The 16,260-nt window shown below is 43.6% G+C and carries 14 protein-coding genes, 2 tRNA genes and 1 rRNA gene; 14 read left to right on the top strand and 3 right to left on the bottom strand.

The genetic code is table 11. The features are described from left to right. Nucleotides 1–64 precede the first annotated feature (64 nt). From HC723_RS01725 to HC723_RS01660, 14 genes are all read left to right on the top strand, one after another. Nucleotides 65–1,504 (top strand): AMP-binding protein, encoded by a 1,440-nt coding sequence (locus HC723_RS01725; RefSeq protein WP_190337997.1) that lies wholly within the window; start codon nt 65–67, stop codon nt 1,502–1,504. Beyond that, a complete protein-coding gene (locus tag HC723_RS01720) occupies nt 1,494–1,889 on the top strand; it encodes an ApeI family dehydratase (protein ID WP_153447842.1) in 396 nt (131 codons plus the stop codon). The genes HC723_RS01725 and HC723_RS01720 overlap by 11 nt, the downstream gene beginning before the upstream one ends. A 69-nt stretch (nt 1,890–1,958) precedes the next feature. Beyond that, nucleotides 1,959–3,758 (top strand): glycosyltransferase family 2 protein, encoded by a 1,800-nt coding sequence (locus tag HC723_RS01715; RefSeq protein WP_153447843.1) that lies wholly within the window; start codon nt 1,959–1,961, stop codon nt 3,756–3,758. Continuing rightward, complete coding sequence (locus HC723_RS01710) at nt 3,736–5,286, top strand: HAL/PAL/TAL family ammonia-lyase (RefSeq protein ID WP_153447844.1); 1,551 nt, start codon at nt 3,736–3,738, stop codon at nt 5,284–5,286. The genes HC723_RS01715 and HC723_RS01710 overlap by 23 nt, the downstream gene beginning before the upstream one ends. A 211-nt stretch (nt 5,287–5,497) precedes the next feature. After that, the gene (locus tag HC723_RS01705) at nt 5,498–5,923 is read left to right on the top strand and encodes an acyl-CoA thioesterase (protein WP_190337995.1); all 426 of its coding nucleotides are present in this window, start codon (nt 5,498–5,500) and stop codon (nt 5,921–5,923) included. Beyond that, nucleotides 5,913–6,539: a LolA family protein gene (locus HC723_RS01700; RefSeq protein WP_153447846.1), complete on the top strand. Its 627-nt coding sequence runs from the start codon at nt 5,913–5,915 to the stop codon at nt 6,537–6,539. The genes HC723_RS01705 and HC723_RS01700 overlap by 11 nt, the downstream gene beginning before the upstream one ends. Nucleotides 6,540–6,584: 45 nt before the next feature. Then, the gene (locus HC723_RS01695) at nt 6,585–8,978 is read left to right on the top strand and encodes an MMPL family transporter (RefSeq protein ID WP_190337994.1); all 2,394 of its coding nucleotides are present in this window, start codon (nt 6,585–6,587) and stop codon (nt 8,976–8,978) included. 13 nt (nt 8,979–8,991) lie between these two features. Next, a complete protein-coding gene (locus HC723_RS01690; RefSeq protein WP_190337992.1) occupies nt 8,992–9,624 on the top strand; it encodes a DUF3261 domain-containing protein in 633 nt (210 codons plus the stop codon). A gap of 45 nt (nt 9,625–9,669) precedes the next feature. Beyond that, nucleotides 9,670–10,881: a beta-ketoacyl-[acyl-carrier-protein] synthase family protein gene (locus HC723_RS01685; RefSeq protein WP_153447849.1), complete on the top strand. Its 1,212-nt coding sequence runs from the start codon at nt 9,670–9,672 to the stop codon at nt 10,879–10,881. After that, on the top strand, nt 10,874–11,356 hold the full coding sequence (locus HC723_RS01680; protein WP_190337989.1) for a hotdog family protein: 483 nt from the start codon (nt 10,874–10,876) through the stop codon (nt 11,354–11,356). Before HC723_RS01685 ends, HC723_RS01680 begins: the two co-directional genes overlap by 8 nt. A gap of 11 nt (nt 11,357–11,367) precedes the next feature. Then, the gene (gene fabG, locus HC723_RS01675; protein WP_153447851.1) at nt 11,368–12,093 is read left to right on the top strand and encodes a 3-oxoacyl-ACP reductase FabG; all 726 of its coding nucleotides are present in this window, start codon (nt 11,368–11,370) and stop codon (nt 12,091–12,093) included. Beyond that, on the top strand, nt 12,090–13,337 hold the full coding sequence (locus tag HC723_RS01670; protein WP_153447852.1) for a beta-ketoacyl-ACP synthase: 1,248 nt from the start codon (nt 12,090–12,092) through the stop codon (nt 13,335–13,337). The genes fabG and HC723_RS01670 overlap by 4 nt, the downstream gene beginning before the upstream one ends. 153 nt (nt 13,338–13,490) lie before the next feature. Then, entirely contained in the window at nt 13,491–13,946 is a 456-nt protein-coding gene (gene zntR, locus HC723_RS01665; protein WP_153447853.1) for a Zn(2+)-responsive transcriptional regulator, read from the top strand. A 1-nt stretch (nt 13,947) separates the two neighbouring features. Continuing rightward, entirely contained in the window at nt 13,948–15,117 is a 1,170-nt protein-coding gene (locus HC723_RS01660; protein WP_190337988.1) for an SO_0444 family Cu/Zn efflux transporter, read from the top strand. Between the two features lie 804 nt (nt 15,118–15,921). Here HC723_RS01660 and HC723_RS01655 read toward each other — a convergent pair. The 3 genes from HC723_RS01655 to rrf form a co-directional block, all read right to left on the bottom strand. Continuing rightward, a tRNA-Trp gene (locus tag HC723_RS01655) sits at nt 15,922–15,998 on the bottom strand. 31 nt (nt 15,999–16,029) lie between these two features. Continuing rightward, a tRNA-Asp gene (locus HC723_RS01650) sits at nt 16,030–16,106 on the bottom strand. Nucleotides 16,107–16,135: 29 nt separating this feature from the next. Continuing rightward, a 5S ribosomal RNA gene (rrf, locus tag HC723_RS01645) occupies nt 16,136–16,251 on the bottom strand. Nucleotides 16,252–16,260 lie beyond the last annotated feature (9 nt).

Below are 16,260 nucleotides of genomic sequence, written 5' to 3'. Positions count from 1 at the left end.
AAACTCTAATTGATTTACCCCACTGTAAATGACAGTGCATGGAAAGACTTAACACGGAAGCCGCATGACTCAATCGCCTAGCCTATTTCAGCCTATTTATCGTTTAATGCAAGCGTCGCGTGAGCCTTCATTGGCCGTAACGGTAGGCTTAAACGATAACGATGCTTATTATGTTTGGGCTGATTTTCAATCTCATGTGGAGCAATTAACCTCTCGCTTACGTGGCGTCCCACAACAAAAATGGGCGATTTGCACTCAAGACAGTTACTGGTTTGCGGTGGCATTTATGGCGGCATGCCATGCTCAAAAGCACATCATCTTACCGGGCAATTTACAATCGGGTGCGTTGTTGGAATTATCCGATCATTTTGAGGCTTTACTGCATGATGAAGTGATTGATATTAATGCGTTCGCCGAACCATTGCTTCAATCCAGCATTAGTTTGCCCTTTAGTGACGCCAAACAAAAAACAGCTTACCCCTTTGAATTACTCGGCGACACTCCAATCACCTTGTTCACTTCAGGCTCTAGTGGCGCGCCTAAAGCCATCGAAAAAACATTAGTACTGCTTGATACCGAACTGGCGCAATTGGAGCAAACTTGGGGGCAAGAACTCAGCGGCGCTATTATTGCTAGCACCGTCTCCCACCAGCATATTTACGGTTTATTATTTCGGGTGTTATGGCCACTGGCGGCCGGTCGTGCCTTTTATCCATACGATTGGCAATACCCAGAACAAATGCAACAGCACGCCTCACCCAATACGGTATTAGCCAGCAGCCCAGCGCTATTAAAGCGAGTGACTAAAGGCGAAGTGAAATCCAATTATCGCGCTATCTTTTCATCCGGCGGTCCATTGGCTTTTGACGCTGCTCGCACTTGCTTTGAGCAATATAATCAATGGCCAAGAGAAGTACTTGGCAGTACTGAAACCGGCGGCATTGCGCATCGCCAACAAGTGAGTAATACCACACCTTGGCAAGCTTTTGATGCGATAAAAATAGAGCTTAACGCGGAAGGATGTTTACGGATTTTATCGCCACTGGTAGACAGTCAATCTTGGTATCAAACCGCCGATCAATGTGAATTATTAAACTCGCAACAGTTTGTCTTAAAAGGTCGCGCTGATCGTGTGGTTAAGATTGAAGAAAAACGTATCTCATTAACCGAGATCGAACGCCGCCTAAATCAACTTGACGAGGTTGCTGAAAGCGCAGTGATTGCCTTGCAAACCGAGCAACGCTTGATCACCGCTGCCGCTATTACGTTAACCACTGATGGCCTCGCCAAATTAACGCAATTAGGCAAAGGGAAGTTTTGGCTATATTTGCGCAGTGAGTTACATCAATGGATTGAACCGGTGGGCATTCCACGCCGCTTTAAAGTGGTCGATGAGATCCCGCTCAATACCCAAGGTAAACGCTTAATCAGTAATATTGAGACTCTATTTAGCGTGCCAACCTTAACCTCAGCGCCGAGCAAGGACAAACAAAATGAAGCGTAAACCTAGCATCCTCAGCCAGCAAATTAGCCAAACTCATCCGGCGCAAATTACCGCCATATTAGATTTACATGTAGAGGCTGAGATTGAAGATTTTAAAGGTCATTTTCCGGTTTATTCGTTATTACCCGGCGTCACTCAAGTCGATTGGGCGATCTATTTTGCTCAACAATTACTCGCCACGCCAAGTGACTTTAAAGGCATGGAAGTGATTAAGTTCCAACAGCCAATCTTAAAAGATAGCCAAGTGACGCTTACGCTAGATTGGCATAGTGATAAACAAAAATTGTATTTCTCATATACTTCGCCTGATACCGTTCACTCGGATACATCAACAAGTGAAAGCAGCCTCGTTACCCATTCATCGGGTCGTATTTTGTTAGGTTAATTTTACGTTTCATTTATGCTTAGGTTATTGCTTGTGTCACTTTAAAGGATTAAGGAAACGATTATCAGTATGAGCACATTTTCACCCTGCTTTTTGATCCCCTGTTATAACCACGGCCAAACGATGGCAGCGGTAGTGGCATCATTGCAGGTGTTTAATTTCCCAATTCTTATCGTCGATGATGGCAGTGATAACAACACCAAACAGGTGCTCGAGGCATTACAAACTCAACCTGACGTTCAACTGATCACGCTAGCAAAAAATCAAGGTAAAGGTGGCGCGGTGATGGCGGGTATGCGCCTGGCCCATCAGCAAGGCTTTAGTCATGCTCTGCAAATCGACGCCGATGGTCAGCATGATATTGAAGCGATACCAAGATTAATTGCCGCGTCGAAACAGCAACCGCTGCATTTGATTTCAGGCAAACCTGTCTATGATGATTCGGTGCCAAAATCGCGTTTATATGGCCGTTATGCCACTCATATCTGGGTATGGATTGAAACACTATCGCTGGAAATAAAAGACAGCATGTGTGGTTTTCGCTCCTACCCACTGGCGGTCACGATTAAAGTTATTGATCATTATTCGATTGGCTCGCGCATGGACTTTGACAGTGAAATATTAGTCAAATTGTATTGGGAAGGGATGCATTTTCACTTTATTGATACCCGCGTGTTTTACCCTGAAGGTGGCATTTCTCACTTTGATGCCTTGCATGACAATATTCGTATCAGCAAAATGCACACTCGTTTATTCTTTGGCATGTTGCCACGCATACCGAAATTAATTAAACGTCATTTCCCCTCTCAAGCCACAAATCCTGAGGCGCAACCAATCGCTTCTCAGCCACATTGGGCCAAAAGGAAAGAACGCGGCACTGTGATTGGGATTAAGTTATTGATGGCAGTGTATTCGCTATTTGGGCGACGATTTTTTACCGCTATTCTCAAGTTAGTGATGCGTTACTACCACCGTACTGGTAAGCAAGCTCGCCAAGCATCCGAGCAGTATTTACAACAAGTACAAGCCTATGCACAGCAACATGATCTCGCCGTAAATACGCCCGTTTCTAGCTATCAACATTTGCTTTCTTTTGGCCAAACGATGCTAGATAAATTAGCCGGTTGGCGCGGCGATATTAATACTGGCGATCTCACCGTACATGGGCAGCAACATTTTGATCAGGTGATCAACGCCAAACAAGGCATCGTCATTCTAGGCTCGCATTTAGGAAATTTAGAACTGTGCCGCGCATTAGGTCAATCGCGCAATAAAGTCACCATAAATGCTTTAGTCTTTACCGAGCATGCAGAGCGTTTTAACAATGTGATGAAGGCGGTCAATCCTGACTCTTCAATTCATCTTATTCAAGTCAATAGCATGGGGCCGGATACCGCCATTTTATTACAGCAAAAACTCGAACAAGGCGAATGGATTGTGATTGTTGGCGACCGTACTTCGACCACCAAAGAACAACGGGTAGTCTGGGCCGATTTCTTAGGCAAACCAGCCCCCTTTCCCCAAGGTCCGTTTTTGTTGGCCACCATACTTGCCGCGCCAGTGTATTTATTATTTGGCCTACGAGATGAAACTCATACCGGCAAAAGACCGCATTTTGATGTCTATTTCGAACCTTTTAATCAGCAAATCAAATTACCCCGCAAACAACGTACTCAAGCGATGCAAGCTTTAGTACAACAGTATGCCAATCGCTTACAGCACTTCACGCTACAAGCGCCTTTGCAGTGGTATAACTTTTTTAATTTTTGGCAATTAAGTGGCGAAGCGGAAAATAAAACCCGCTCATCATTTAATTCACCTAATCAATCTAACTCGAGTGAGCAGCATGACAACTCAGAATCTAAATAATCAAACGATTACCTTTGGCGCGCAGCGTCTGACCATTGAAGATGTGATGAACATTGCTCAAGGCAGCCAAGCGCAAATGAACCAGACCGATGCTTTCACCTGTAAGATAGACCGCAGCGTAGCGTTTCTTGAGCGTTTATTAAAAGAAGAAGGCGTAATCTATGGCGTGACCACAGGCTATGGTGATTCGTGCACCGTGGCGATCCCAATGAACTTGGTGGATGAACTGCCGCTGCACTTAACTCGTTTTCACGGCTGTGGCTTAGGTGAGCATTTAGATCAGCAACAAGCACGCGCAGTACTGGCTACTCGTTTGTGCTCGTTATCTCAAGGCATGTCTGGCGTGACCCATGATCTTCTTAACCAAATCGTTACTTTGATCAATCAAGGGATCACCCCAATGATCCCACAAGAAGGATCCGTCGGCGCCAGTGGCGATCTCACCCCGCTTTCTTATTTAGCCGCGGTACTGATCGGCGAGCGTGAAGTGTTATACCAAGGCAAAGTACGTCCAACCGCTGAGGTGTTTGCCGAGTTAAATATTCAACCGATCAAGCTCAAGCCCAAAGAAGGGTTAGCTTTAATGAACGGCACTTCGGTGATGACCGCATTGGCGTGTATAGCTTTTAAACGCGCGGAATATTTAGCTCAAATGGCAACTAAAATTACCGCAATGGTTTCGCTCGGTATGCAAGGTAATGACTTCCATTTTGATGAAGCCTTATTTGCGGTCAAGCCCCACCAAGGACAACAACAAATTGCGGCATGGTTGCGCTCAGATCTACAAGCAGAGCGCCCACCAAGCAACAGTGATCGTCTGCAAGATCGTTATTCTCTACGTTGCGCGCCGCATGTGATTGGCGTATTACAAGATACCCTACCGTGGTTGCGTCAGATGATCGAAAACGAACTTAACAGCGCTAACGATAATCCTATTATTGATGGTGATAACGAACGTGTGCTGCACGGTGGCCATTTCTATGGTGGTCATATTGCCATGGCGATGGATACCTTAAAAACTGCGGTCGCCAATATTGCTGATTTACTTGATCGTCAAATGGCGCAATTGATGGATTACAAATTCAATAACGGTTTACCTTTTAACTTAACTGGTGCAACTGGTGAGCGTAAACCGATTAATCATGGCTTTAAAGCGGTACAAATTGGCATTTCAGCGTGGACCGCAGAAGCGTTAAAAAATACCATGCCGGCCAGTGTGTTCTCGCGCTCAACCGAGTGTCACAATCAAGATAAAGTCAGCATGGGCACGATTTCTTCTCGTGATTGTTTACGCGTGTTGCAATTAACCGAACAAGTGACTTCAGCGTCTTTACTGGCTGCGACTCAAGCGATTGAACTGCGCAAACGCAATAATGAACTCGACCACCAGCATTTTAGCCCTGCGCTTAAAGCGATGATGGAAGCGGTACAAGCTGAGTTTGAATTTGTCGAAGAAGATCGACCTTTAGAAGCGGATTTACGCAAATTTGTCGCTAAGATCCAACAGCAACAATGGCCGTTATATTAATAGCATCTGAATTAAGTTGAACCGATTAAAAGCTCTATCTATGTTATCTATAGAGAAAAGTGTTAAAAGTGCATGGACGCTCTTTTCCAAGTGCCCATGGATAGTTTAAACGTCTTTTCGGAATGGATAATCTTGGTTAGACGCTTAACCAAGATTGGCATCACTAATGATTAAACCATCAATCGAACCCATCACTAATAATGAGTACGTTATGACTGAAAAAACTCTTTCTGCCAGCGTGATCATGACGCCTTCTTTTCAAGATGCCGATCCTATGGGCGTGGTGTATCACGGTAATTACTTTCGCTTTTTTGAAGAGGCGCGCCGAGTGATGCTCGATAAGATTGGTTATAACTATCGCGCCATGGAAGCCTCTGGTTATATGTGGCCGATTATTGATGTTAGAGTGAAATACATTAAGCCGATCCCATTTGATCTCAGCGTACGAGTTGAAGCGAAACTGACCGAGTGGGAGAACCGTTTAAAAGTGGATTATGTGATTTATAATGCCGAAAGCGGTGTTCGTCTCACCAAAGGCTACACTATGCAAGTAGCAGTCGATATGCAGAGCGAAGAAATGTGTTTCACCTCTCCCAAAGCCTTTACCGACAAACTGGAGATCTGGCATGCGCAATAAGATCGGTTTATTACTGCAATCTGTACTGATCTTAATGATCAGTTTAATGACGATCCCCGCTCAGGCGATCACGCTTGATCAATTACAAACCAAACTGGCGCAACATCCAATTGTGCGAGGCGATTTTACTCAAACTCGCAGCATGAAGATGTTTGATGCGCCTTTAGAGTCAAGTGGTCAATTTTTACTGTCGGAGAAACAAGGTTTATGGTGGCAACAAAGCCAACCTTTTCCGGTCTCTTTAGTGCTGACACAAGATAAGCTTAGCCAAAAAATGGCCGATCAACCAGCTCAAGTGTTAGCCAAAAAAGATAACCCAATGGTGTTTTACTTTAGCCATATCTTTTTATCTTTATTCCAAGGCGACACCAAAACTCTAACCGAGCAATTCAAGTTAGATCTCAGCTCTAACGATAAGCATTGGACGTTAGTGCTCACCCCTAAAGCGGCGCCATTAAATAAGGTGTTCGCCAGCATTACGATTCAAGGCGGCGATTATATTGATTCGGTGTTATTACAAGAAGTTCGAGGTGATAAATCCGATATGCAATTTAGCCAACAAACCAATCAACCCAATGCCCTTAACCCCACAGAGCAAGACGCATTTCGTTTTTAATCACCTTTATTTTTAAACACTTTATACTTAGAGAGTAAATCAGTAATGGCGCATTGGAGCAATAAAAGCAAAACATTAGCACTCTCTTGGCTGGTCATGGTATTGCTGCTTTGTGTGGCACTGACGTGGCAACTTTCAAGGACCAGTAGCCCAATTGAAACCAATATCATGGCGTTGCTGCCAAAAGATAAGCAAGACCCAAGCTCTCAGTTTGCATTTGATAATATCGCCACCAGCATGAGCAATAAGGTGATCTTTTTAGTTGGCAGTCAAAATAAAAGCAATGCGATTGCGGCGGCATCAGAACTGACTAAAAAGCTGGATGATTTATCGTTATTTAGCCATATCCAAGGGAAAATGGGTCAAGACTCTCAACAAGCTTGGGGCAAGTTCTATTATCCAAATCGCTTTCAAATGCTGACATCGACCCAACGAAAACAATTACAAACCTCAAGCGCCAAGCAGACTCAGCATGTGATCCAAAGTGTCTACAATCCATTTTCTGGGGTTACCGGCGCAGAATTACAAAACGACCCATTTTTGTTATTTCGCGACTTTTTAACTCAATTATCAGCAAACTCTGGCAATTTTGTTCTTTCTAATGGCTTTTTAACCGCCCAATATCAAGGTAAAACCTACGCCCTGATCAATGCGGAATTAAAAGGCTCACCTTACGCGTTAGATTTGCAATCAAAACTGCCAGCCCTTAATGCGCTACAGCATCAAATAGAGCAAAGCTTCACTCCTGCTTCGAGCGAGAAAAATGCATCAAGCAAAGTTGAGATCCTGCACACAGGGGTGATCTTTTATGCCGCTCATGGAACCGAAAGTGCCAAAAGCGAAATCAGCACCATCGGGGTTGGCTCGCTAATTGGGATCATCTTGTTGATCTTATTTATTTACCGTAGCATAACTCCGCTCAATTTAGCTTTATTGTCGATCGCTTGTGGTTTGCTCAGTGCCTTTGTGGTGACGGTCAGCGTATTTGGCAAAGTGCATCTATTTAGTTTGGTATTTGGCGCGAGCTTAATTGGAGTCTCCATTGATTATGCCTTCCACTATTTAACCGACCGATTAGCGGCGGGTAAAAATTGGGATAGCCAACAAGGTTTACGCCATATTTTTATCTCGATCAGTTTTGGCTTGATCACCAGTTTGATTGGCTATTTAGGTATGTTAGTCGCGCCCTTCCCAGGGTTGCAACAATTGGCGTTGTTCTCGGCAGTTGGTTTATGCGCCGCGTATGCCTCGGTGGTGTGTTGGTATCCGATCTTAGCCTCGACACCTTCTAAAGTGTCCAAACTTCCGCTCACTCAAGCCATGTCGTGGTGGTTAGAGTTATGGCACAAGCGCAGCGTTCGGATTGGCTTGCCTTTAACTTTGTTTATTATGATAGCCCTCGGTTTATCACAAGCGACTTACAATGATGATATTCGCCAACTGCAAGCCTTGCCGGTGCAACTCAAACAACAAGAAAATAGCATTAAAGCGATCTCTGGTATCGAAAATGGCCAGCAAATGCTATTGGTTAAGGCTAAAAATGAACAAGCCCTACTGCAACGACTTGAACAAGTTTCCAAACAACTCGATGGTTTTGTGACTCAAGACAAACTGCAGGGTTATCAAAGTCTCACTCAGTATATTCCTTCGGCGCTGACCCAACATCAAAACTATCAATTGAGCCAACAACTTTACGCTCAACAAGGCGCGAAATTAAAACAAAGCTTAAAGCTACGCCAAAAGATTGAGTTTGATGCTCAATTTAAGCCCGTAACCGTCAACGATTTTCTGGCCTCACCGATCTCCGATCCGGTGCGTTTTATGTGGTTAGGTAAAATTGAAGGTCAACAATCGGCCGTGGTGCGCTTAACCGGATTAAAAGATGCCGCCTTTATTCAACGCTATGCCAATAGCCAATCGAATTTAACTTACCTGGATAAAACCGATGATATCTCGCGCTTGTTTGGCTTGTATCGGGAACGAGTGGCAGAATTATTGGCGCTCGCCAGTGCGATTATTTTCATGGTGGTGGCGCTGCGTTATGGTGTCAAACAAGGTATTAAAATTATGATCCCGCCTTTAATTGCTGGCGGTGCTGGAATTGCGGTGACCGTTTTAACTGGCACGCCATTGAATTTATTTAACCTGCTGGCGTTGATTTTAATTTTAGGTATCGGGATCGACTACACCTTATTTTTTGCCGAGTACAGTCGAGCTAAGATCGCTTCAACCACGATAAGCCACTCGCAACCACTGCATAGCACCTTACTGGCGATCAGTTTGTCTGGCTTAACCACATTATTATCATTTGGTTTATTAGCCTTGAGTGACACCCAAGCAATCCACAGTTTTGGTATTACCGTACTGTTTGGCATTATTGTTTGTTGGTTATTGGCACCACTCGCCATGAAGGTATCAGCGAGCAAAATAAGCTCATAAGGAAGAATACTGCATGCTAAAACGAATAGATTCATATCATATTAAGGGCTTGTTGGTAACGGCTATATTGCTGCTATTAAGCGCTTGTACTGCTAATAGCGTTACCTCTTCCGACAAAGATCAAGCCAAAGTAGAGATCGCAAAAGATGTCTGGGTGACGCTACCAACCCCAAACCAATTAGGCTATGACTTAACCGCGAGCCAATTAATTTCTGTCACCTATCAAGATTCCAATAATCAGTTGCCAACTCAACTGCAAGTGTCGGATAACACGTTGGTATTAGCCGGATTCTCCTCTTGGGGCACGCGTATTCTCAGTTTGCAGTATGCCGACAATCAGATTGATTCACATGTGATGACCGGCCTTGGAAATACGCTGCCAAAACCGCAACAAGTGCTGTTTAATTTAATGATCACCTTGTGGCCAATTGAGGTGTGGCAACAACCGCTGTCGCAACTGGGTTGGCGATTAACTCAAACTGATGATCCTTCTAGCCAAGGTAAGCAGCGCCAATTAATTGATGATAAAGGTCAGGTGGTGGCAGATATCCATTATCAAAACCAAAATGCCTTGAAAGGTGATATCACTTTTATAAATCCGTCATTAGGCTTCACCATTAAAATAAAAACCTTACAATACAAATAGCTTTGTTTGTTACACCAACCCGATTTTTAAAGGTAATGATTTTACATGTCTAAACCCATTTATATCCATGCTTGTGGCTCCCACTCAGCTTTAGGGCAACAAGCGGATCAGATCCATCATCGTCTAAGACAAGGTATATCACCGGATATGAAACTCAGTGATGAATGGCTTAATGATGGAAAATCAACCGTCGTCGGTTATGCCACAGGTGATCGTCCGACTATTGCAGATAACTTTGTGGATCAAAATACCGCCAATAATCGGTTAGCGTTATCAGCCTTATTAGCAATAAAACCCGATATTGATGCTGCAATTACACGTTATGGCGTCGATCGGATCGCAGTGGTGGTTGGCACGAGTACTTCAGGTATTGCCGATGGTGAACAAGCATTGCTCGCTCATCAACAAGAGCAACATTGGCCGAGCGACTATCATTATCATCAACAAGAGATCGCCAATACCAGTCAGTTTATCGCCGATTACTTTGATCTTTGTGGGCCGTGTTACACCATTTCGACCGCGTGCTCTTCCAGTGGTCGAGTGTTTATTTCAGCTAAACGATTATTGCTTTCTGGCTTAGTGGATGCGGTGATCGTCGGCGGTGCAGATACGCTGTGCAAGCTTACTCTCAATGGCTTTAATAGCTTAGAAGCCTTATCCAATACTTTGTGCCAACCTTTTGCCAGTGATAGGGATGGCATCAATATAGGTGAAGCTGCCGCCTTTATGTTGCTCTGTTTAGATAAGCCAACGTCAGACCTAAACCAACAACCGATCGCTTTATTAGGTGTGGGTGACAGTTCCGATGCGCATCATATTTCCGCGCCACATCCCGAGGGAAATGGCGCAGAACAAGCCATGCGTAAAGCATTAGCTGATGCCCATTTAGAGCCGCAGAATATCGGCTATATCAATGCTCACGGCACTGCAACCCCGCTTAACGATGCGATGGAATCTAAAGCAATTGCACGAGTATTTGGCGCTCAAGTGCCAGTCAGTTCAACCAAACCTTTAACTGGGCATACATTAGGCGCCGCCAGTGCGATTGAAGCGGCGATTTGTTGGCATATTTTACGTTATCAACTGCCGCTTCCGATTCAATCGAGTACTGCTGCTTATAAAGATTTAGGTATTCAATTAGCATCATCAAACTCCTTACTCTCATCGCACCCACAATCATCTTCTGCGATTTTAAGTAATTCTTTTGCCTTTGGTGGCAATAACGTCAGTCTTATTTTTGGGTACCCACATGATTGAATCAAGCATACCGCCTATTCACCAGTTGATCCCACATCAAGCGCCAATGATCTTAGTGGATCGTTTGATCGATGTCGGTGATGAACATATTGATACTCAAGTCGATATTCAATCTAACAACTTGTTTTTTGATCAACAATCCCAAACCGTTCCTGCTTATGTTGGAATCGAATTTATGGCGCAATCTATCGCGGCGTGGTCAGGTTATCAAGCATGGAAACAAGGGGCTACACCCTCGATTGGCTTCTTACTTGGATCGCGTCGTTATCACAGCCAACAGCCGCACTTCCCATTGCACACGACTTTAGATATTCACGCAGAAAAAGTGATGGAGAATAATGGTATGGCGGTCTTTCAGTGCGAAATTAAATATCAAGGTGAGTCTGTCGCCAGTGCGCAATTAAATGCTTTTGTGCCATCTAAAACCCAATTACACGAAATGCTGGGGCAACCGGCAATATCGGATACCAAATAAAAGGAAAACTAATGACTCAACACGTTCTTGTGACCGGAGCCAGTAAAGGGATAGGCAAAGCGATTGCTACTCAACTGGCAAAAGATGGTTTTCATATCGCTATCCATTATATGTCGGATCAAAGCGGTGCTTTAGACACACAGGCTCAAATAGAACAAGCCGGTGGACAAGCTCATATTATTCAATTCGATATTAGTGATCGTGCACAAGCTCGCGCGAAACTTGAAGCGGATATTGAACAATATGGTGCTTATTATGGAGTCGTCAGCAATGCAGGCATAACCCGAGATACCGCTTTTCCCGCCATGATGGAAGATGAATGGGATAGTGTTATCCATACCAATTTAGACAGTTTCTATAACGTCCTGCACCCATGCGTGATGCCGATGGTGCAGAAACGCAGTGGTGGCCGAATTGTTACTATTGCCTCTGTTTCTGGCATTATGGGAAATCGAGGACAAACCAATTACAGCGCAGCCAAAGCCGGTGTGATTGGCGCAACAAAATCATTAGCCTTAGAGTTAGCTAAGCGAAAAATCACCGTAAACTGTGTCGCTCCAGGTTTGATCGATACCGGAATGGTGGATGAGCACGTAAAAGAACATGCCTTACCACAAGTGCCTTTACGCCGAATGGGGAAACCCGAAGAAGTGGCTGGGTTAGTCCGCTATTTAATGTCGGATAATGCTGCTTATATCACAAGACAAGTTATTTCAGTTAATGGAGGTTTAATATGAATCGTCGCGTTGTAGTAACTGGAATGTCTGGTGTGACCGCGTTTGGTAATAATTGGGCAACGATTTTACCCAAGCTTCAGGCGTGCGAAAATGCCGTCCAATTTATGCAAAGCTATGTGCAGTATGATGGCTTAAATACCAAACTTGCCGCGCCAATTGATAATTTTGAGTTGCCAAAGCACTACACTCGCAAGAAGATCCGCTCAATGGGTCGAGTTTCTCAAATGGCAACACTGGCCTCTGAACATGCTTTATTGCAAAGCGGCCTGATTAACGAAAATGGCGATAAGCACGATACGTTAACCAATGGTCAAGCTGGCGTGGCCTATGGTTCATCCACTGGTAGTACACCTGCCATTGCTGCCTTTGGGGTGATGTTGAACGAGAAATCAACCCGAGCCATCACTGCCACAACCTATGTACAAATGATGCCACACTCTGCTGCGGTTAATGTCGGGTTATTTTTTGGGCTGCGCGGACGAGTGATCCCGACCAGCAGTGCTTGCACATCTGGTAGCCAAGCGATTGGTTATTCTTATGAAGCGATTAAACACGGCTACCAAACGGTTATGGTGGCAGGCGGAGGTGAAGAGCTTTGCCCAACGGAGTCTGCGGTGTTTGATACTTTATTTGCCACCAGTTTACAAAATGAAGCACCGAAGACCACCCCTCGTCCTTACGATCAAAGCCGTGATGGGCTGGTTATTGGTGAAGGTGCAGGAACTTTAGTTCTTGAGGAATATGAACATGCTATTGCGCGTGGTGCGACTATTTATGCTGAAATCATAGGCTTTGCCAGCAACTGTGATGCCGCTCATGTGACTCAACCACAAATGGATAATATGCAACGTTGTATGGAATTAGCGTTAGAAGATGCCAATATTCCAGCCTCACAAATCGATTATATTTCCGCTCACGGCACCGCTACCGACCGTGGGGATATTGCCGAAAGTAATGCCACTGCCAATCTATTTGGAAATAAAACACCCATTAGCTCTCTTAAGAGTTACTTTGGTCATACGTTAGGAGCATGTGGTGCGGTCGAAGCTTGGTTAAGCCTTGAGATGATGCATGCAGGTTGGTTTAGCCCAACTCTAAACTTAAACAATGTCGATCCTCTTTGTGGTGATCTTGATTATATTAAAGGCAGCGGCAGAGAAATGCATTGCGATACTATCATGAGTAATAACTTTGCTTTTGGTGGCATCAATACGTCGATTATCTTTAAAAAGCATCAAGCTTAAAACTGCAATTTAATAAAAGCATAAAAATAAGCTCATAGATCGCCTTCTATGAGCTTTTTTAACCCCTAATTGTTTAAATAACGCTTAACACTTGACCCTAGAGTTACCTCCAAGGTTTATACTCTTTATAACTTAAAAATAGGGTTTCAAGATATGTATAAGATTGGCGAACTGGCAAAATTGTGTAATGTGAATAACGATACTCTGAGGTTTTACGAAAAATCAGCGTTATTGATCCCTTCCGCTCGAACTGATTCAGGTTATCGCTTATATACCGAGCAAGATAAACAAGCGCTTCAATTTATCCTACGCGCCAAAAAAATCGGCTTCAATCTTTCTGATATCAAAGAATTATTAGATATAGATGTCAATAAAGCCACCAATGCGTGCGCCGATGTTAAACAAGTTGTCGATCTCAAGTTACAACAAGTCGAACAAAAACTAGCTGAACTTCTTCATTTTCAACGCTCATTACAAACTCTATCGTCAGCTTGTTGTGGCGGCCCAAATAGCGCAGTGGATTGCACTATCTTGCAGGCATTAGAAACCAATACCGATGATGTAAAACCAGAAACACATCAGCACCATCAACATAACCGAGGAGCGTAAAATGAACTTCTTATCTCACTTTGTAGAATTATTTTTAGAGTCGGCACCTTGGTTGCTACTCGGTTTAATCACAGCAGGTATCATCAAAGTATTCATTCCAAGTACATGGCTTAATCGTCAACTTGGTGGTAGTGGCTTTAAAGCAATTGTAAAATCGGCTATTTTCGGTGCGCCATTACCTCTGTGTTCATGTGGCGTGATCCCAGCAGCAGTAGGTTTACGTAGAGCCGGAGCCTCTAAAGCTTCAACCACCTCATTTTTAGTTTCAACACCAGAAACCGGCGTCGATTCTATCGCGATATCTTATGTCTTATTAGGCCCATTTATGGCAATAATGCGTCCAATATCAGCAATTTTCAGTGCAATTTTGGCTGGAATATTAGTCGGTAGAGACGAGAAGAAGATTACGGTTTCATCAATATCATCCCCTTCAAAGCTAACACCTGCCTCATCATGTTGCAGCAATGCAGAAACTACTATTCTAAAACCAGATAGTGCCATGCTTAAACCCAATGGAATATTGAAAATAAAGCCATCGTGTTGTTCAAATAAAAAAACAACTTCTTGTGGTTCTTCATCCGATTCTGATACAGAAAAACCTAATACGTTAATAGGTAAGATCAAACTATCACTTACTTTTGCTTCAACAGACTTATTAAAAGATACCAGTGGGTGGTTATTGGTAGGGTTAGGCTTTGCAGCGTTAATTCAAGCTTATATGCCAGATGGTTTTTTAGAAGGCTGGGGCAGTGGTATTTTGGCTATGTTACTAATGGTTCTAATATCAATACCTATGTATATATGCGCCACCGCATCAACCCCTGTAGCTGCAGGACTTTTATTAGCAGGAATATCACCAGGAGCAGTTTTAGTCTTTATGCTAGCTGGCCCGGCCAGTAATGTTGCTAGTTTAGGTATTGTAGCCAAAGAAATGGGAAAACGTGCACTCTTTGGTTACTTAGGTGGAGTACTCGGTGGTGCATTGATAATGGGGAGCTTTGTCGACTACTTAGTGACTCAATATGGCTTTCAAGTGACACCACAAATTGGGCCGGAGCATGAATTATTACCACATTGGCTGACGATTAGTTGCGGTGGAATACTCGCAATTCTAATCATATTTAACTGGAGTAAAGATATTTTCATCAACAAGCAACAGGCTCATAGCTAATTGTTAAGCTCTGGAGCTCTGAGCATTTTCTTGATGGGAAAAAACGAACTGAAATTGCTCAATATTTGAATCTATCAGCTTTTACACCATCTGAATTTAAGCTTGATCACCACTCGTTCCAGTATCCTAAGCAATCAGAAGAAACCCAAGAGAGTTTTAAAAAAATTCAAAATTGAAACGACCCTTAAGCTCCCTAGTCACGTTCATCTCGATGATGTATTGATCTGGTTTCAAGATAAAGCAATATTTGCTCAACGTCATATCACAACAACAATTTAGGCAGAGAAAGACTCTCGTCCAAGAGCAATTCAGCAGTAACTATTTGAATATTCCTATTTGTTTAGAGTTGTATGTATTACAACAGATGCACCGAAGCCATCGTGGCTCCTTTTAGCAATATGGATATCATGAGAAAACAACTTGAATTAATATCGTCGGTAACAACGCTATTCGGCAAACACTCACTTGTTATGGTGGACCCGGAAAGTTGACATCAAAGTCATCTTGCAGATAATTTGGATAATGTGAGTATGCTTCATCCCACTTTATTCACCAGAATTAAATCCAATTGAGCCGGTATAGAGTTGGTTGCGTTAGAATGAAGTCGCAAACTGATGCTTTAATGGCTACGACAATATCATTAATAAACTTTGTTCAGCATTGAATATATTTAGTAGCACAAAAAGCAGAGTGAAATCACTCTGCTCTAGAGATTGGTGTCAATTGACCAGTTAATTATTTGAATTGGTATGATATTACTATAATACGAAAAAAGGCCTTAGCATTTCTGCTAAGGCCTTAATATGGCAGGGGTGGAGAGATTCGAACTCCCAACACGCGGATTTGGAATCCGCTGCTCTGCCAGTTGGAGCTACACCCCTAAAATCTAGTATAATTTACATCTATGAATAATGGCGGAGTGGACGGGACTCGAACCCGCGACCCCCGGCGTGACAGGCCGGTATTCTAACCAACTGAACTACCACTCCGCAGTGTCTATTCAGTATACTAAATCAAAGCCTGGCGATGTCCTACTCTCACATGGGGAAACCCCACACTACCATCGGCGCTATTGCGTTTCACTTCTGAGTTCGGCATGGAATCAGGTGGGTCCACAATGCTATGGTCGCCAAGCAATATTCT

It is taken from the genome of Vibrio sp. S11_S32, from assembly GCF_014694465.1.
Classification (GTDB): domain Bacteria; phylum Pseudomonadota; class Gammaproteobacteria; order Enterobacterales; family Vibrionaceae; genus Vibrio; species Vibrio algicola.
Note: the sequence above shows the minus strand (reverse complement) of the source record. Positions and strands in the feature narration are given on the sequence as shown.